Annotated in this window: 16 protein-coding genes; 6 read left to right on the top strand and 10 right to left on the bottom strand. The window is 73.1% G+C overall.

Annotated features, from left to right (window positions below):
• Positions 1 to 26: 26 nt before the first annotated feature.
• Positions 27 to 1,070, bottom strand: coding sequence for a maleylacetate reductase (locus H291_RS0121535; RefSeq protein ID WP_198012562.1), 1,044 nt, complete (start codon positions 1,068 to 1,070; stop codon positions 27 to 29).
• Positions 1,071 to 1,171: 101 nt separating this feature from the next.
• On the opposite strand from H291_RS0121535, the gene H291_RS0121540 reads away from it, so the two are divergent.
• Positions 1,172 to 1,675 (top strand): MarR family winged helix-turn-helix transcriptional regulator, encoded by a 504-nt coding sequence (locus H291_RS0121540; RefSeq protein ID WP_020017102.1) that lies wholly within the window; start codon positions 1,172 to 1,174, stop codon positions 1,673 to 1,675.
• Positions 1,676 to 1,694: 19 nt separating this feature from the next.
• Here H291_RS0121540 and H291_RS31115 read toward each other — a convergent pair whose 3' ends face one another.
• A complete protein-coding gene (locus H291_RS31115; RefSeq protein ID WP_020017103.1) occupies positions 1,695 to 2,111 on the bottom strand; it encodes a hypothetical protein in 417 nt (138 codons plus the stop codon).
• A 158-nt stretch (positions 2,112 to 2,269) separates the two neighbouring features.
• Between H291_RS31115 and H291_RS0121550 the strand changes: the two genes are divergently transcribed.
• On the top strand, positions 2,270 to 3,574 hold the full coding sequence (locus H291_RS0121550; protein ID WP_020017104.1) for an MFS transporter: 1,305 nt from the start codon (positions 2,270 to 2,272) through the stop codon (positions 3,572 to 3,574).
• Positions 3,575 to 3,630: 56 nt separating this feature from the next.
• A complete protein-coding gene (lat, locus tag H291_RS0121555) occupies positions 3,631 to 4,938 on the top strand; it encodes an L-lysine 6-transaminase (RefSeq protein WP_026365991.1) in 1,308 nt (435 codons plus the stop codon).
• Between the two features lie 62 nt (positions 4,939 to 5,000).
• On the opposite strand, the gene H291_RS0121560 is transcribed toward lat, so the two are convergent.
• Positions 5,001 to 5,684, bottom strand: coding sequence for a hypothetical protein (locus H291_RS0121560; RefSeq protein WP_020017106.1), 684 nt, complete (start codon positions 5,682 to 5,684; stop codon positions 5,001 to 5,003).
• 1 nt (position 5,685) lies between these two features.
• A complete protein-coding gene (locus tag H291_RS0121565) occupies positions 5,686 to 6,216 on the bottom strand; it encodes a peptidoglycan-binding domain-containing protein (RefSeq protein ID WP_020017107.1) in 531 nt (176 codons plus the stop codon).
• A 379-nt stretch (positions 6,217 to 6,595) separates the two neighbouring features.
• Here H291_RS0121565 and H291_RS0121570 point away from each other — a divergent pair, with 379 nt between their 5' ends.
• The gene (locus H291_RS0121570) at positions 6,596 to 7,522 is read left to right on the top strand and encodes a S66 peptidase family protein (protein ID WP_020017108.1); all 927 of its coding nucleotides are present in this window, start codon (positions 6,596 to 6,598) and stop codon (positions 7,520 to 7,522) included.
• A gap of 45 nt (positions 7,523 to 7,567) precedes the next feature.
• Here the strand turns inward: H291_RS0121570 and H291_RS0121575 are convergent, their stop codons facing one another.
• Positions 7,568 to 8,035, bottom strand: coding sequence for an Lrp/AsnC family transcriptional regulator (locus H291_RS0121575; protein WP_020017109.1), 468 nt, complete (start codon positions 8,033 to 8,035; stop codon positions 7,568 to 7,570).
• The gene (locus tag H291_RS0121580; protein WP_020017110.1) at positions 8,032 to 9,894 is read right to left on the bottom strand and encodes an ABC-F family ATP-binding cassette domain-containing protein; all 1,863 of its coding nucleotides are present in this window, start codon (positions 9,892 to 9,894) and stop codon (positions 8,032 to 8,034) included. Before H291_RS0121580 ends, H291_RS0121575 begins: the two co-directional genes overlap by 4 nt.
• 129 nt (positions 9,895 to 10,023) lie before the next feature.
• On the opposite strand from H291_RS0121580, the gene H291_RS0121585 reads away from it, so the two are divergent.
• Both H291_RS0121585 and H291_RS32830 read left to right on the top strand, forming a co-directional pair.
• A complete protein-coding gene (locus tag H291_RS0121585) occupies positions 10,024 to 11,013 on the top strand; it encodes an acetylxylan esterase (RefSeq protein ID WP_020017111.1) in 990 nt (329 codons plus the stop codon).
• Between the two features lie 86 nt (positions 11,014 to 11,099).
• Positions 11,100 to 11,909 (top strand): acetylxylan esterase, encoded by an 810-nt coding sequence (locus tag H291_RS32830; protein WP_020017112.1) that lies wholly within the window; start codon positions 11,100 to 11,102, stop codon positions 11,907 to 11,909.
• A gap of 130 nt (positions 11,910 to 12,039) precedes the next feature.
• Here the strand turns inward: H291_RS32830 and H291_RS0121595 are convergent, their stop codons facing one another.
• From H291_RS0121595 to H291_RS0121615, 4 genes are all read right to left on the bottom strand, one after another.
• A complete protein-coding gene (locus tag H291_RS0121595) occupies positions 12,040 to 12,990 on the bottom strand; it encodes a 4-(cytidine 5'-diphospho)-2-C-methyl-D-erythritol kinase (RefSeq protein ID WP_020017113.1) in 951 nt (316 codons plus the stop codon).
• Positions 12,987 to 13,907, bottom strand: a complete 921-nt coding sequence (gene rsmA / locus H291_RS31125; protein ID WP_020017114.1) for a 16S rRNA (adenine(1518)-N(6)/adenine(1519)-N(6))-dimethyltransferase RsmA — start codon at positions 13,905 to 13,907, stop codon at positions 12,987 to 12,989. The genes H291_RS0121595 and rsmA overlap by 4 nt, the downstream gene beginning before the upstream one ends.
• Positions 13,908 to 13,945: 38 nt before the next feature.
• Positions 13,946 to 15,277: a ubiquitin-like domain-containing protein gene (locus H291_RS0121605; protein ID WP_020017115.1), complete on the bottom strand. Its 1,332-nt coding sequence runs from the start codon at positions 15,275 to 15,277 to the stop codon at positions 13,946 to 13,948.
• Between the two features lie 390 nt (positions 15,278 to 15,667).
• Positions 15,668 to 16,879: a resuscitation-promoting factor gene (locus H291_RS0121615; protein ID WP_020017116.1), complete on the bottom strand. Its 1,212-nt coding sequence runs from the start codon at positions 16,877 to 16,879 to the stop codon at positions 15,668 to 15,670.
• Between the last annotated feature and the right edge of the window lie 236 nt (positions 16,880 to 17,115).

Consider the following 17,115-nt stretch of genomic DNA (forward strand, 5'->3'; position numbering starts at 1 on the left):
CCTCCGGGCGGACCCGGCGGACGAGCTCACCAGGCGGCGAGCAGCAGCTCCTCGACCTCGCCCGCGACGACCGGGCGCGGGTTCGGGTACGGGGCGGCCGCCACGCGCTCGGCCACCTCGCGCAGCGCCGTGCGGGGCAGGCCGAGCGCGCCCAGCGTCGTCGGTCCGTCGTGCCGGGCGGCCAGGGCCGCGACCGCGCCGGCCGGGTCGCCGTCCGCGACGCGGGCCAGACGGGCGGCGGCGTCGGGGGCCGCGGGCAGGTCGAACCGCATCACGTGCGCCAGCAGCAGGGCGTGCAGCTCCGCGTGCGGCAGCCCGTAGGTGCCGCCGAGCACGTGCGCGAGCTGGTGGTGGAGCCCCATCCGCGCCTGCGCCAGGCAGGCGCCGGCCAGCCAGGCCGCCTCCTGCAGCCGGGCCCGTGCACCGACGTCGCCCAGGTGGTCGAGCACCGCGGGGAGCGCGGTGAGGATCCCGTCCGCCGCCTCGACCCCGTACGCGCGGGTGGCCGCGCTCGCCTCGGCGTCCCACAGTGCCTCGACGGCGTGGGCCAGCGCGTTGAGCGCGGAGGTCAGGGTGAGCCCGTGGGGCATGGACAGCGTGAGCTCGGGGTCGTACACGACGGTGCCGGGCGCGAGCGCCGGGTCGCGCCGCGTGGACTTGACGCCGTCCTCGGTCTCGCCGAGCACGGGGGTCGCCTCGGAGCCGGCGTACGTGGTGGGCACGGCGACCTGCGGCATGCCGGTCCGCACGGCGAGCGCCTTGGCCAGCCCGATCGCCGAACCGCCGCCGATCGCGACGAGCGCGTCGGCGCGCATCTCGCGGGCCAGCGCCAGCGCCTGCGCGGTCACCTCGACGGGCGTGTGCTGGACGGGGCGGCCGAAGGTCGCGGCGTACCGCTCCCCCAGGCTCGTGGCCACGTCCTGCGCCGTCTCGGCGGACGACGGCGCGGCCACCACCAGGACCCGCTGCGCCCCGAGCCGTTCGATCTCGTCGGGCACGAGGGTCCGCGCCCCGGCACCCTGCAGCACTCGACCGGCGTACACCTCGTGCACATGGATGTCTGTTCCCACGATGACTGAGCCTACGGTCGCCACGCCGCCGCCGACCACGTGCTTCACCCCGTGCATCCTGTCGAGATTCTTGATATCGAGACATCCGGTAGCCTCACGCCATGGAGCACTCAGGTCACGGCGACGAGGTCGACCGCATCGTCGCCGCGTGGCACCACGTGCGCCCCGACCTCGACCTCGAACCCCTGACGGTGTTCAGCCGGGTGTCCCGGCTGGCGCGGCACCTCGATCTCGCGCGCCGCACCGCGTTCGCCCGGCACAGCCTGGAGACGTGGGAGTTCGACGTGCTCTCGGCGCTGCGCCGAGCCGGCGAGCCCTTCCGCCTGTCCCCCGGCACGCTCGTCACGCAGACCCTGGTGACCAGCGGCACCATGACCAACCGGATCGACCGGCTGGAGTCGCGCGGGTTCGTCAAGCGGCACCGGTCCCCGGACGACCGGCGCGGCGTGCTCGTCGAGCTCACCGACGAGGGCCTGGCGCGGGTCGACGCCGCGATGAGCGACCTGCTCGACATCGAGGCCGAGGTGCTGACCGCCCTGTCCCCCGCGGAGCGCCCGCAGCTCGCGGCGCTCCTGCGCGCGGTCACCGCACAGTTCGACGAGTAGCCGTCGAGCCCGCAGGCCCTCAGCGGTCCCGCGTCACCATGACCTTCTCGCGCCCGACCTGGTCCGGCAGGAAGAACAGGTCGTCGGCGTCCGCGACGTACAGCGGCAGCTCGCCGAGCTCGGCCGGCATGCCGTCGGCGTCGGTGACCGTCAGCTCGACGTGGTCCGCGGAGCTCTTCGAGTTGTACTTCCAGGTGCCCTCGATCTCGGCGGGGACGTCGCCCACCACGTCGCCGAGCAGCTCGTCCGGGACTCCCACGGCGGTGAACGTCCGGTCCTCGCCGAGGGCGACGACGGTCGCGGCGCCGTCACCCACGTAGGAGCCCACGAACTCCGGCTCGGTGTAGTCGATCTTGCCCAGGTCGAAACCGCAGCCCGACGTCAGGAGTACGCCGACGAGTGCTCCCACCGCGGGGAGGACCTGTCGCTGGTTCATTCCACACCTCAGTTGTTCCAGTCGTGACCGGTCGCCCAATCTAGCGGTGATGCCGTAATACCTCCTGGCGGAACCGGGATGACAAGCAGCACACCCTGTGGCGATGTGATGGACGCCCCGCGCAACCAACCGACGCCGTCACGCACAATGAATGCATCATGAGCAACATCCGCACAGCGGCCGGCGGCTCCGCGCTGCTCGTCGCGGTACTCGTCTTCGCCCTGAACCTGCGCACCCCCATCACCTCGCTCCCGCCCGTCATGGGCGACGTCGCCGCCGGGCTGGGCCTGGACCAGACCCTCGCCGGCCTCCTCGTGGGCATCCCGGCGCTCTGCTTCAGCGTGGTGGCGCCGGCGGCCTCGACCCTGATCGCCCGGGTCGGCCCGTACGCGGCGGTGACGGTCGCCCTGGTCGGGGTGATCGCGGGGACGCTGGTCCGGTCGGCGGGCTCGGGCACGGCGGGTGTGGTCGCGGCCTTCGCGGGCACGGTGGTGCTGGGTGCGGCCATCACGGTGGGCAACGTGGTGGTCCCGGTGATCATCGCGCGGGACTTCCCGGCGCGGACAGCGCTGGCCACCGGCCTGTACTCGTCGACGATGAACCTCGGGTCGGTCTTCGCTACGTCGCTCACCGCACCCTTCGCGGCGCTGCTCGGGTGGCGGGGCGCCGTCGCCTCGTGGGCGGCCGTCGCGGCGGTCGCGCTCGTCGTGTGGCTGGCCACCACGCGCCGCCTGCCGGACCCGCAGGCCCGCCCCAGGACCCGGCGGCCCGGCCGGGGCGGGGCGGACGACGGCGCCGCGCCGGGCGAGACCCCCGCCGAGACCCTGGTCGACGGGCCCACCGGGACCCCCGCGCCGCCCCTGGTGGAGCGGCCGGAGGAGACCTGGGGCGGCGTGCTGCGCCGTCCGATCACGTGGGTGCTGACCATCGCGTTCGCGGGGCAGTCCTTCTCCTACTTCGCGGTCACGGGGTGGCTCCCGGAGCTGCTGCGCGACCTGCTGGGCGTGTCGGTGACCACGGCGGGCAACGCGGCCGCGCCGTTCCAGGGGCTCGCGATCGCGGGCAGCGTGCTCGTGCCGCTCGCCCTGGCCGCCCGCGTGCCGATGCGCGGTGCCGCGGTGGTGATGGGCCTGCTCTGGGTGTCCCTGCCCGTGGGCCTGCTGCTCGCCCCGGAGTGGTGGCTGGTGTGGGTGAGCCTCGCGGGCATCGCCCAGGGCGGCAACTTCGTGGTGATCTTCACGGTGGTGGCGCAGCAGTGCCGCACGGTCGCGCAGACCCGCCGGACGGTCGCGGCCGTGCAGGCCTTCGGGTACGCGGTGGCAGCCTCCGCGCCCGCGGTGATCGGCGCTGTGCACGCGGCGTCGGGCGGCTGGACGGCGGCGCTCCTGGTCATGCTGGGGTCCACGCTGGCGCTCGGCACGGCCGAGCTGGTCGCGACCCGCCGCCGGGCCCCTCGGCCGTAGCAGGAACTTTTCCAGAATCATTGAAAGTTGGCAGGATCATTGCCTACCTTTCCAGCATGACGACACACCTTGAGCCCACCGCTGTGCTCCCCACCCTTCGCGAGCACCTCCTGGTCGACGGGTTCGACCTGGTCCTCGACCTCACCCGGTCGCACGGCTCCACGCTCGTCGACGCACGGGACGGCCGGGAGTGGCTGGACCTGTTCACCTTCTTCGCCTCCTCGCCGCTCGGCATGAACCATCCCGCGCTGGCCGACGACCCGGCCTTCCGGGAGGAGCTCGCCACCGCCGCGATCAACAAGCCGTCCAACTCCGACATCTACACGGTCGAGATGGCGCGCTTCGCCGACACGTTCGCGCGGGTGCTCGGCGACCCCGCTCTGCCGCACCTGTTCTTCATCGACGGCGGCGCGCTCGCCGTCGAGAACGCGCTCAAGGTGGCGTTCGACTGGAAGTCCCGCCAGAACGAGGCGAACGGCCGGTCCCCGGAGCTCGGCACCAAGGTGATGCACCTGGAGCACGCGTTCCACGGCCGCTCCGGCTACACGATGTCGCTCACGAACACCGAGCCGGGCAAGGTCGCCCGGTTCCCCAAGTTCGACTGGCCGCGCATCCCCTCGCCGTACATCGCCGAGGGCAAGGACATGGACGCGGCCGAGGCCGCCGCGCTCGGGGCCGCCCGCGCGGCGTTCGAGGCGAACCCCCACGACATCGCGGCCTTCATCATGGAGCCCATCCAGGGTGAGGGGGGCGACCACCACTTCCGCCCGTCGTTCCTGCAGGGCATGCAGGCGCTGTGCCGGGAGTTCGACGCCCTGTTCGTCATGGACGAGGTGCAGACCGGCGCCGGGATCACCGGCACCGCGTGGGCCTACCAGCAGCTCGGCGTGGCCCCCGACGTCGTCGCGTTCGGCAAGAAGACGCAGGTCTGCGGCATCATGGCCGGCGGCCGCGTGGACGAGGTCCCGGACAACGCGTTCGCCGTCTCCTCGCGCATCAACTCCACCTGGGGCGGCAACCTCACCGACATGGTGCGGTCCCGCCGGATCCTGGAGACCTACGAGGAGGAGGGGCTGGTCGACCGGGCCCGGACCATGGGCAAGCAGCTCCAGGACGCCCTCACCGAGCTCGCCGCGCGGCACGAGGGCGTGACGGACGTGCGCGGCAGCGGCCTGATGTGCGCGCTGACCCTGCCGTCGCGCGAGGTCCGCGACCGCGTGCTGGCCGCGCTCACCGAGCGCAGCGTGCTGCTGCTGGGCTGCGGCGAGCGGTCGGTGCGGTTCCGTCCCGCCCTGACCGTCACCACGGAGGCGCTGGAGGCCGGCGTCCAGGCCCTCGACGAGGCGCTCACGGCAGCCCTCTGAGACCGGTCAGGCGCTCGGGATCCCAGACCTCCCGAGCGCCTGGCCCTTGTCCACCCGTCCGTTCACTCGTCGTCGGCCGCGACGCTGTCGGCGATCCTGATCAGCTCGGCGACCGACGGGCCGGCGTTCGCCGTCGGCGTGCGGCCGACGGTGGAGAGCAGCAGGTAGGACCCGGCGTCGTCGGTCCACTCGACGCGGACCGGGCCGAACCCGTTGTTGTCCACCCGGGTGACGCGCGCCTCGGACCCGGACTCCTTGAGGTCCTGCCACTCGATCGTGACGTTGTCGCCCGCGAGCTTGCCGGACAGCTCCTGCGCCCCCGGATAGGCCACGTAGATCACGGCCGACGCCGGGTGGTACGCGCCGCTGCGCACCTCGTCCTCCGGCCACGCGGGGCCCGGTCCGCCGCGGAACGTCTCCTCGTTCTCGGGGCCCTCCAGGACGTACGTGATCCAGGTGCCGAGGTGGTCCTCCGCGGTGGTGCGGCCCATCCCCGCCGAGATCTCGTCCGGGCACTCGACGACGGCACGCCGCACGTCGTCGGGCACCCAGTGTGGCTGGCGCAGGTCCTCGGCACACGTCCCGGCCGTGAGCTCCGTGGCGTCCGCGGGGACGACGACGGGCTCCTCCTCCCCCGAGCCGAGCACCATCGTGACCACCACGATGATGATCGCGCCGAGCAGCGTCACGGCACCGCCGAGCAGCCACTCGGGCCGGATCCGGGGCTCGTCGATCGTGGTGACCACGTCAGCCCCCGCACTCGATCTCGGTCACGGCGTCCCGCGAGAGCGCGATGATCTTGTTCGACGCGACCGGGCTGCGCGCCACGCCGGGCAGCACGTAGGAGCCCCAGTCGCAGTCGTTCTCGGCGAGGTAGGCGTCCCGCGCGCCGTCCGCGGCGGCGTACCGGATGCGATGGTCGGGACCCTGGCAGCTGTAGTCCGGGTCGCACAGGGAGATCGCCAGCGCGCGCATGGTCACCCAGGTGCTGGTGTCCACGCAGCCGTCGACCGGCAGCCCGTTGTACGCCTGGAACGCGCGGGTGGCGACCTCGGACTCGGCGTCCCAGTTCCCGTCCACCGGCTCCAGCCCGGTGGCGGCCGACAGCACGTTCTGGGCCGCGACGACCTGGCCGCCGGAGGTCTTGCCGCACTGGCCGACCGGGTCGTTCGACACCCAGGTCGCGCTCGAGTTCGCCGCCTGGACCACGGCGGCGACGATCAGGGCGACGACCACGGTGCCACCGCCCGCCTGCAGCCAGGTTCGGGTGGTGGGCATTCGCTCGGCGCTCCTTCGTGCCCGACGGCGGAGCCGGGCGGGTCTACTGGCAGTTGCGAGCGTAACAATCTGCACTTACAAGACGGAAGCGACGCACCAGCCGAAACCGGATCTCATGCCTTTCGATGGGTCAGATGGTTGTGCTGCCGCTGGTCGATCTCATGAGGTCCTGTTCAGACCGCGAGGTTGTATCGTTTCAAGCTCGCACTTGCGGGCAGAAGTTCGTGGTCTGAACCGAACCTCGGAGGTCGGCCCCTTGGAAACGACCAACCAGCGTGGCTCGGCCGGCTCACCACCGCGCTGCGCAGCCAGATTTCAGATGATTGAAAGAAAGTGACACCACCGGGCGCAAGCCGCACCAGCGGGTAGCGTCGGCGACATGCTGCGTCCCCTGACCAGCCCGCCGCGCCTGCGCCCGGGCGACACCGTGGCCGTCGTCGCCCCGTCCGGCCCCGTACCGGCCGACCGGCTCGACGACGGAGTGCGCCACCTGCGGGACTGGGGCCTCGACGTGCAGGTCATGCCCCACGTCCTGGACCGCCACCCCGGCCACGCCTACCTGGCCGGCACCGACGAGGGGCGCGCGGCCGACTTCCAGGAGGCCTGGCTGGACCCGGACGTCCGGGCGGTCGTCCTGGCCCGGGGCGGGTACGGCGCGGCGCGCATGGTGGACCTCGTCGACTGGGACGCGCTCGCCGCCACCGACCCCAAGGTGCTCGTCGGGTACAGCGACTGCACGGTGCTGCACCAGGCGGTCGCGAACCGGCTCGGGCTGGTCTCCCTGCACGGGCCGATGTCCGGGACCATGTCGTTCCTCAAGTCGGAGCCGGCCCGGGAGCACCTGCGGCGCACGCTGTTCGAGCCGGGCAGCACGCAGGTGCTCACCGGCCCGGACGCCCACCCGCTGGTCGGCGGCACCGCCCGGGGCATCACGACCGGGGGCTGCCTCTCGCTGCTGACGACGTCCGTCGGCATCGGGCCCACCTCGCCGTCGGCCGCGGGCGGCCTCGTGCTGCTGGAGGACATCGAGGAGAAGGCCTACCGGATCGACTCGTTCCTGACCCACCTGCTGCGGTCGGGCTGGTTCGACGGCGCGACCGGCATCGTGCTGGGGTCGTGGCAGGACTGCGAGCCCGCCGAGCCGGTCGTCCTGGACCTGCTCGGGCCGCTCGGCATCCCGATCCTGGGTGAGCTGGGGTTCGGCCACGGGCCCGACCCGATCACCGTGCCCTTCGGCGTCGCGGCGGAGCTGGACGCCGACGCCGGCACGCTGACGCTGGACCACCCGGCCCTGGCGCCGCTCTGAGGGGCAGCGCCCCGGCCCGGCGAGCCGGGCCCGGTGGAGCCCGGCTCAGTCGAGCTCGGCGGCCTGCCCCTCGAAGTACGTCTGGAGCACCACCGTCGTGCGCGTGGACACCTTGGCCGTGCGCCGGATCTTGCCGAGCAGCTCCTCCAGCGCGCGCGGCGACGCCACGCGCGCGGTGAGCAGGTAGTTCGCGTTGCCGGCCACCGAGTAGCACGACTCGATGCCGGTCATGCCGCGCAGCCGCTCGGGCGCGTCGTCCTCCTGCGCCTGGTCCAGGGGCGTGATCTCGATGAAGGCGGAGAGCGGCAGGCCCACCGCCTCCGGGTTCACGACCGCCCGGTAGCCCGTGATGACGCCGCGCGCCTCCAGCTTGCGCACCCGCACCTGCACCGCGGACAGGGAGAGCCCCGAGATCTCGGACAGCACCGCGAGCGTGGTGCGGCCGTCCTTGCGCAGTGCGTCGACGAGTGCCCTGTCGACCCCGTCGAGCGGTGTCAGATCGTTGTCGGTCATCCCGCCACCTCCGCCGCTTCCAACCAGGCCGCCTCGAGCTCGTCGCGTTCGGTCCCGAGGTCGCGGAGCTCCGCGTCCAGCCGTGCGACAGCCTGGTAGTCCGTTGCCTGCTGCGCGATGGATTCGTGCAGCTCGGCCTCCTTCTGGGCAATCTTCGCAAGTTGCCGCTCGATTCGGGAGACCTCCTTCTTCGCGGCGCGGATGTCGCGCTGCGAGAGCTCCTCGGCCGGGGCGCCGTCCGACGCCGGGGCCGCCCCCGTCGTCGCCCCGCCGGAGCCGTTGCCGGAACCCGTGCGCGCGCCGCCGCCCGCGGCCGCGCCCGAGGCGCCGGTGGACCTGGCTGCCGCCCGCAGCCGCAGATACTCCTCCACGCCCCCGGGGAGGTCACGGATGGTGCCGTCGCCGAGGAGCGCGACCTGCCGGTCGGCCACCCGCTCCAGCAGGTACCGGTCGTGCGAGACCACGATCAGCGTGCCCGGCCAGCCGTCCAGCAGGTCCTCGACGGCGGCCAGCGTGTCGGTGTCGAGGTCGTTGGTGGGCTCGTCGAGCAGCAGCACGTTGGGCTCGGACACCAGCAGCCGCAGCAGCTGGAGCCGGCGCCGCTCACCGCCGGACAGGTCCCGCACCGGGGTGTAGGCCCGCTCGCGCGTGAAGCCCAGCTTCTCGGTGAGCTGCGCCGCGGTGAGCTCCTTGCCGTCGACGACGACCCGGCCCTTCTCCTGCTCGATCACCTCGACGGCCTTCAGCGCCCCCAGCTCGTCGAGCTCGGCGACGTCCTGCGAGAGCTCCTGCACGTGGATGGTCTTGCCGCGCTTGACCCGGCCCGAGTCCGGTTCGCGGCGACCGGCCAGCAGCGCCAGCAGCGTGGTCTTGCCCGCGCCGTTGACGCCCACGACGCCGTACCGGTCGCCCGGGCCGAGGCGCCAGGTCACGTCGTCGAACAGGACCTTGCCCGGCACCGTCACCGACACCGACTCGAGGTCCAGCACGTCCTTGCCGAGCCGCCGGGTGGCCATGCGGGTGAGCTCCATCGAGTCGCGCGGCGGCGGCTCGTCGTCGATCAGCGCGGACGCGGCGTCGAGCCGGAACTTCGGCTTGGACGTGCGCGCGGGCGCGCCGCGGCGCAGCCAGGCGAGCTCCTTGCGCAGCAGGTTGTCCCGCTTCTCGGCGGCCGTCGCGGCCTGCCGGGCCCGCTCGGCGCGCGCCAGGATGTAGGCCGCGTACCCGCCCTCGTACCCGTCGACGGCGCCGGTCCCGTCGCCGCGCACCTCCCACATGCGGGAGCAGACCTCGTCGAGGAACCAGCGGTCGTGCGTGACGACGACGAGCGCGCCCGACGTGCCCGGGCGGCCGTACCGCTCGCGCAGGTGGGCCGCGAGCCAGGCCACGCCCTCGACGTCGAGGTGGTTGGTGGGCTCGTCGAGGAGCAGCACGTCCGGGTCCTGCACGAGCAGGGCCGCGAGCGCCACGCGGCGGCGCTGGCCGCCGGAGAGCTTCGCGACGGGGGCGTCCCAGGCGAGCTCGGCGATCAGGCCGTCGTGCACCTCGCGCACGCGCGCGTCCGAGGCCCAGACGTGGGTCTCGGCGTCGCCGTGCACGATGTCGAGCACGGTGGCGTCTTCGGGCAGCTCGTCACGCTGGTCGAGCATGCCCAGGGTGGAGCCGCCCACCCGGGTGACCCGCCCGCCGTCGGGCAGGGCGGTGCCCGCGAAGATGCGCAGCAGGGTGGACTTGCCCGCGCCGTTGGGTCCGACGATGCCGACGCGGTCGCCGTCGTCGAGCCCCAGCGAGACGTCCGCGAGGAGGGTGCGAGTACCGATGGTCAGCGCGATGCCGTCTGCGCCGAGGAGATGTGCCACCTACCAAGGGTAGTCGCGCGCTACGCTCACCCCGGTCGACCCTTCGACAAGCTCAGGACGGCGCGGCGCTGCGCAGCAGGACTTCGCCGCCGTACCCCCAGAACGACGACGACGCCGAGGAGCATCCACGTGGCCCAGTTCGACATGCCGCTGCCCGATCTCGAGAAGTACACCCCGGAGGTCGACGAGCCCGGCGACTTCGACGAGTTCTGGTCGGCCACGCTGGCCGAGGCCCGTACGTTCGGCACGGCGCCGCAGGTGGAGCGCCTCGACGTGGGCCTCACGGAGATCCTGGTGGACGACGTGACGTTCCCCGGGTTCGGCGGGCACCCGGTCAAGGCGTGGCTGACTCGGCCCGCGCACGCGGCCGGCGACCTGCCGGTGGTGGTGGAGTACCAGGGCTACGGTGGCGGCCGGGGTCTGCCGCACGAGCGGATCCAGTGGGCGGCCGCGGGCTACGCGCACCTCATGATGGACACGCGCGGCCAGGGTTCCGGCTGGGGTGCGGGCGGGGACACCCCGGACCCGGTGGGCTCGGGCCCGGCGTCCCCCGGGTTCATGACCCGCGGTGTGCTGGACCCGCACGACCACTACTACCGGCGCGTCTTCACGGACGGCGTCCGCGCGGTCGACGCGGTGCGGGCGATCGAGGGGCTCGACCCGGCGCGCGTGGCGCTGAGCGGCGGCAGCCAGGGCGGCGGCATCACCATCGCGGTCGCGGGCCTGGTGCCCGACGTCGTGGCCGCGATGCCGGACGTGCCGTTCCTGTGCCACTACCGGCGCGCGGTGCAGATCACGGACAACGCGCCGTACAGCGAGATCACGAAGTACCTCTCGGTGCACCGCGACCCGGCGGTCGAGGAGCAGGTCTGGCGCACGTTCTCGTACCTGGACGGGGTGTCGTTCGCCCGGCGCGCCCGCGGGGCCGGCCTGTTCTCGGTGGCGCTGATGGACGGCACGTGCCCGCCGTCCACCGTGTACGCCGCGTACAACGGCTGGGGGCCGGGCGGCTCGCGCGGGGTGGACAAGGAGATCGACGTCTACCCCTACAACAACCACGAGGGCGGCGGGGACTACCGGTTCCCCCGCAAGCTCGCATGGCTGAACAAGCTCGTCTGACGGCCGGGGGCCGCGGACCGGCGTCGGGAGTGTCGGGGACTGGCGGTACGCTCCGAGCGCACGCCCAAGACCCGGAGGTACCGCCCGTGCCCGAGTACGACCTGCCGCTCGTCACGGTGGCGCCGGCCGCTCCGCCCGCCACCGACGAGCCCGAGGACTTCGACGCGTTCTGGGCGGCGAACCTCGCCGCGCACCGGGACATCGAGGTGACGCCGACCCTCGTGGCCGCCGGCACGCGCTCGCGGGACCTGCAGGCGGAGACGGTGACGTTCGCCGGGTTCCAGGGCCGCCCCGTGACGGGCTGGCTGCTGCTGCCCGTCGGCGCTGCCGCGACGCTGCCCGGGCTGGTCGAGCTGCGCCCGGCCGGCGGGGCCGCAGCGCGCGACCTGGAGTGGCTGGCGTCGGCCGGGTTCGCCCACCTGGTGGTCGAGGTGCCGCCGGACGACCTGGACGACCCGTACAACCGCGGCGCCTTCACCGACGCGTTCCGGGCGGTGCAGGCCCTGCGGACGCTGGAGAGCGTGGACCCGTCGCGGGTCGCGGTCCTGGGCACCGGCCCGGTGGCGGCCGCAGCCGTGGCCGCGGCCGGGCTGCTGCCCGACCTCGCGTGCGCCCTGGTCGAGGGGGACATCCCGGCGGCGCACAAGGACTCGCTGGTCGCGTTCGCCCGCCGGGCGAGCACGCCGCTGCAGCTCACCCAGGGTGCGGGCGCCCAGGTGCTGCTCGAGGAGTGGGGCCGCAACGCGGCCCTCGCGCTCGCCGCGATGACGGGCTCGGTCGAGCGCGTCGTCGAGTGCGTGCTGACCGCCGAGAGCAACCTGACGACGCGGCGTACCCGTTGGGTCACGCGGCACACGCACCTGACGAACGTCTTCGTGCCCCAGGTCGCGTACTGACCCTGCCGAGACAGAACCAGGGCGAGGTAGAGCTGCAGCGAAGTAGAACCCTGGCGCGCTGGGGTTCTACTTCGCTGCGGTTCTACCTCGCTGGGGTTCTACCTCGCTGGGGTTCTACCTCGGCGGGGTGCTACGCACGGACCGGGGTGATGACCTGGGTGCCCGGGGCGGGTCCGGTGGCGCACCAGACCGCGTCGACGACGTCGGCCGCCGTCCATGCGGCGCCCAGCGCGAGCGCGTGCTGCCGGGACCGGCCCAGGGCCGCGACCGTGGGCCCGGACCCGGAGACGACGACGCCGAGGGCACCGGACTCGGTGGCGACCTCCACCACGTCGGTGAGCTCGGGGCGCAGGTCGAGCGCCGGGCCCTCCAGGTCGTTGTGCAGCGCCTTGCCGAGGGCGACGGGGTCGCCCGCCCGCAGCGCGTGCATGATCGCGGTGTCGTCGGTGGGCGCCACCCGCGGCGTCGACGGGCCGGCCAGCTCGTCGAACCGGCGGAACACGGAGGGCGTAGAGAGCCCCTCCCGCTGCGTCGCGAAGCACCAGTGGAACTCGCCACGCGTCATCGCGGGCGTGAGCAGGTCGCCCCGGCCCGTGCCGACGGCGGTGTGCCCCAGCAGCGAGAACGGCACGTCCGCGCCGAGCTCGGCGGCCAGCTCCACGAGCTCCGGCCGGGGCATGCCGGCCTCCCAGAGCGCGTCGCAGGCCACGAGCGCCGCGGCGGCGTCGGCCGAACCGCCCGCCATGCCGCCGGCGACCGGCACGCCCTTGGTGACGTGCAGCTGGACATCGGCCGCCAGGCCCGTGCGCTCGGCCAGCAGCGCGGCCGCGCGCCAGGCGAGGTTGGACTCGTCGGTCGGGACGGCGTCGGCCTGCGGTCCCGAGACCGTCAGCGAGATGCCGGACCCGGGCGCCACCTGGGTGGCCGTCACCTCCTCGTAGAGGGAGACGGCCTGGAAGATCGTCGCGAGCGGGTGGTAGCCGTCGTCGCCGACGGGACCCACGCGCAGGCCGAGGTTCACCTTGCCGGGTGCGCGGACCCGGACGGACGGCGGCGGGGCCGCCGCGAGACGCGGGATCACTGGTCCCCCTCCTCTCGCTGGCCGAGCTGGTCGAGATCCGAGGCCTCGACGGGCTCGACCGACGAGGTCGCAGAAAGCTGCTCCGCGATGCGCGCGAACTGCTCGACCACGAGCGTCTCACCCCGGGCGCCCGGGTCGACGTCGGCGGCTCGGAGCGCCGCCTCGGCGGCGGCGCCGGAGCCGAACGCCCCCGACAGGGCGGCGCGCAGCGTCTTGCGGCGTTGCGCGAACGCGGCGTCCACGACGGCGAAGACCTGCTCGCGGGACGCGGTGGTCGACGGCGGGTCGCGGCGCTCGAGGTACACGAGCGCGGAGTCGACGTTCGGGGCCGGCCAGAAGACGTTGCGCCCGATGGTCCCCGCCCGGCGGGCCGACGCGTACCAGGCGGCCTTCACCGACGGGATGCCGTAGATCTTGTTGCCGGGCACGGCGGCGATGCGGTCGGCCACCTCGGCCTGGACCATCACCAGCACGCGCTCGAGCGAGTCGAACCGCTGCAGCATGGTGAGCAGCACCGGGACGGCCACGTTGTACGGGAGGTTCGCGACGAGTGCCGTCGGCGCCTCACCCGGCAGGGCGGTGACGTCCAGCGCGTCGGACAGCACGACCTCGAAGTCGGAGTCCGGGAACCGGGTGTGCACGGTGTCGGCGATCTGCCCGGCCAGGACCGGGTCGATCTCGATCGCCACGACGGAGGCACCGGCCTCCACGAGGCCCAGTGTCAGGGAGCCCAGCCCGGGCCCGACCTCCACGACCCGCTCACCGGGCCGCAGCCCCGCGGTGCGCACGATCTTGCGGACGGTGCCGCCGTCGTGCAGGAAGTTCTGGCCGAGCGTCTTGGTGGGCCGGACGCCCAAGCGCCCTGCCAGGTCGCGGATCTCCGCGGGACCGAGCAGGGCGCCTGAGGTGTCGTTCATGCAGGTGAGCCTAACTGGAGATTGTCGCAGTCAGCGGATCAGTACCAACCCACCGACTCCGAGTGGCCCCACGCACCGCACGGCGTGCCGTAGCGGTCCGCGATGTAGCCGAGGCCCCACTTGATCTGGGTGGCCGGGTTGGTCGCCCAGTCGGAGCCCGCGGAGCCCATCTTGGAACCGGGCAGCGCCTGCGGGATGCCGTAGGCACCCGACGACGGGTTGGCCGCCTTGTAGTTCCAGCCGGACTCGCGCTCCCAGAGGGACTCGAGGCAGGTCCACTCCGAGCCGCTCCAGCCGCGCGCGGCGGCCATCTGCTGGCCGATCTGCTTGACCGAGCCGGACGGCACCGGGGTGCTGGTGGACTTCTTGGTGCTGGTGGCCTGGACCTTCTCCACCGGGCGCTCCCTGGTGCCGAAGACGACCACGCGGTCGACCGGCTCCTTGGTCACCTTGTTGGAGATCACCTCGCGGTGCACGATCTCGCCGTCGACCGTACGCACCTGGATCACCTTGGTGCGCACGCCCTTGGTGCCCTTGCTCTTGACGAGCTTGCCCTCGTCCTTGTACCGGTCGGAGTCCTTGCTGGTGTGGGTGTCGAAGCCCACGGCTCCGTCACGCGTGACCTTCTTGGTCTCGACGCGCTGGACCTGGACGGCGACGTCCGCGCCCGCCTGCTCGGCGGTCTTGGCGGACTTCGCGTCGATCGCCTTGTCCTTCGCCAGGGTGGCGACGGGGACGACGTTGACGAGGTCGTCCTTGTCGAGCTCGATCTCGGTGCTGTTCAGCACGCTGTCGACGCTGTCGGCGTGGTCCTCGATCACGCGCGTCTCGCCGTCCGCGACGACGGCGACGGGGCCGTCGTCGTTCAGGCGGAGCGGCAGCGAGGCGCGGTCGCCGGAGCGGGACGCCACCAGGGCGACGTCGCCGCCGCGCTCGGCGAGCGTGCTCAGGGCCTCGCCGGCGTCGGTCACGTTGACCCAGACGTCGCGCTCGTCCTCGCCGTCGGACATGGTGACCTGGCGGGCGTAGCGGACCACGATCTGGTCGCCGTCGGAGAGCTCGGCGCCGGTCCCGGGGGCGACGACGTCGCGCTCGCCCAGGCGGACGCCCTGCGAGTCGAGCATGCCCTGCACGGAGCCGGAGTAGGTGGTGACGGTCTTGACGGTGCCGTCGAGGTCGAGGGTGACGGTCTTGCGTGCCTCGGCGAAGGCGACCGATCCGGAGGCCGCGATCGCTACGGCTGCGAGGCCGGCGACCAGGGGCCAGCGGCGGCGACGCTTCGTGGGGGTCGTCCGAGAGGCCGTCGCCTCGGACTCTGAGTTGATGCTGGGGATGGAGCCAGAACTCTGCTGCTCAGAACGGGGGTTCACTCGTGTCCAGTCGTCGGACGTCCCGGGCACGGGCGGCGAGCCGGGGCACGCGCAGGCGCGAGTGTCCCTACCACGATTCGGCCTGGGGGCCAGGCGACTCTTGCGAGCCGTCGCGGTCTCGACCGGCCGATCCGGCGGTCTCACACCGGTCGCGACGGTTCGCGTCCGATGCCGCCCCTGCCGGCATGGTGGCGCTGTGGCGTACACCACTTCGCACCCGCACGCCAGCGAGGACAACCGAACGTAACTGATCCGTTATCGTCCGGCCAAGTTTCTCGGTGTTGTCAGGCTGTGTTGTCGATCACTCGTCTAGGACAACCGTCCAACTCACCCCCGTGTCAGACGTACAGATCACTCGGGTGACCTGCACGTCTGACGCGTGGGGAGGGGTCAGAGCAGGCCGAGCTTCGCGGCACAGCCGGGCCACTGTCCCCAGCCGGACTGCGCCTGGAGCTTCTGGGCCCGCATGGTCTGCTCGCTGGCCGAGGCGTCCGACGGGAGGCCGGAACCGCCCATCGCCACCCAGGTCTGCTGCGAGAACTGGTAGAGGCCGTAGTAGCCGTTGCCGGTGTTGGTGGTGGGGTCGCCGCCCGACTCGCACTGCGCGAGCTGGGCCCAGACACCGCTGGTCGCCACGACGTCCGCCTTCGGCTTGGCCGCCGCCTTCTGGGACTTCTCCCGCGCCACCGGCTTGGGTTCGGGCTTCGGTTCCGGCTCGGGCTCCGGGCGGGCCTTGGTGCCGTACACGGTCACCTGGTCCACGGGCTTGCGCTCGACCTTCGACGAGAGCTTCTCCCGCTCCACGACCTTGCCGTCCACGGTGGTGACGTCCCACGTGGTGACCCGCTTGCCGGTGACGCCCTTGGTCGCCACGTACGCCGCGAGGTCCTCGAACCGGTCGGGGTCCGCCTTCCGCACCTTGTCGTACGACAGCTTGGTCACGGTCTTCCGCTCCGCGGTCCGCACCTGTTCGACGACGACAGACAGCGTCGGCGTGCCCGCGCCGGCGGACGGCCCGCCCTCGGCGGCGTCGCGCTGGACGGTGACCCGGTCGTCCGCGTCGACGGTGACGTCGTTCGCGGCGAGCAGGTCGTCGAGCTGCGCGGCGCCGTCGGCCACCCGCTGGGTCTTGCCGCCGACCACCAGGTTGACCGGGCTGTCGGCGTCGAGCCGCAGCGGGAGGGACACGCGTCCGCCGGAGCGGGACGGGACCAGGGCGACGTCGTCGGCTCGCTCGGCGAGCGTGGCGAGCGCCTGGTCGGCGTCGAGCGCGGTGACCCAGGTCGACCGCTCCTTGCCGTCGGCCCGCAGGGTGACCTCGTGGCCGTAACGGACCACGACCATCCCGCCGTCCCGCAGGGTGCCGTCCGTGCCGGGCGTCACCGCGTCCCGGCTCGTGACGTCGACGCCCTGGTCGGCCAGGAGGCCGGCGACGTCGCCCTGGAAGGTCTCTACCGTCGTGACCCTGCCGTCGACGTCCAGCGTGACGGTCTTGTGGGCCGAGGCGAAGGCGGTGATGCTGCCCGCGCCGACGACCGCGATGGCCGCGGCCCCGGCGAGGAAGGCTGCTCTGCGGCGGGGTCTGCGCGGCGGGGCCGGCACGGGGGTGACCGGTACTTGGACGACCGGCTCGGTGGGGGTGTGATCCGTCGGGGGCGGATCGAAGATCTCGGTGATTCCGGCGGGGGCGCCGGCCTCAGGGTTGGGGGGCAGATCGTCGGGGCTGCCCAGAGCTGGGTGGGGAGATGACACGCGGGTCCAGTCCTCGCGCGGTCCGGGCACGGGGGCCGGGACGGCACGAGTCGCACGCACCTCCCGCGCGGGGCGCGGGCCCGACC

It is taken from the genome of Promicromonospora sukumoe 327MFSha3.1 (assembly GCF_000385135.1).
Classification (GTDB): domain Bacteria; phylum Actinomycetota; class Actinomycetes; order Actinomycetales; family Cellulomonadaceae; genus Promicromonospora; species Promicromonospora sukumoe_B.

Coding starts and splice junctions, on each gene's coding strand:
- H291_RS0121540 (WP_020017102.1), top strand. CDS start 1,172: ATGGAGCACTCAGGTCACGGCGACGAGGTCGACCGCATCGTCGCCGCG.
- H291_RS31115 (WP_020017103.1), bottom strand. CDS start 2,111: ATGAACCAGCGACAGGTCCTCCCCGCGGTGGGAGCACTCGTCGGCGTA.
- H291_RS0121550 (WP_020017104.1), top strand. CDS start 2,270: ATGAGCAACATCCGCACAGCGGCCGGCGGCTCCGCGCTGCTCGTCGCG.
- lat (WP_026365991.1), top strand. CDS start 3,631: ATGACGACACACCTTGAGCCCACCGCTGTGCTCCCCACCCTTCGCGAG.
- H291_RS0121565 (WP_020017107.1), bottom strand. CDS start 6,216: ATGCCCACCACCCGAACCTGGCTGCAGGCGGGCGGTGGCACCGTGGTC.
- H291_RS0121570 (WP_020017108.1), top strand. CDS start 6,596: ATGCTGCGTCCCCTGACCAGCCCGCCGCGCCTGCGCCCGGGCGACACC.
- H291_RS0121575 (WP_020017109.1), bottom strand. CDS start 8,035: ATGACCGACAACGATCTGACACCGCTCGACGGGGTCGACAGGGCACTC.
- rsmA (WP_020017114.1), bottom strand. CDS start 13,907: ATGAACGACACCTCAGGCGCCCTGCTCGGTCCCGCGGAGATCCGCGAC.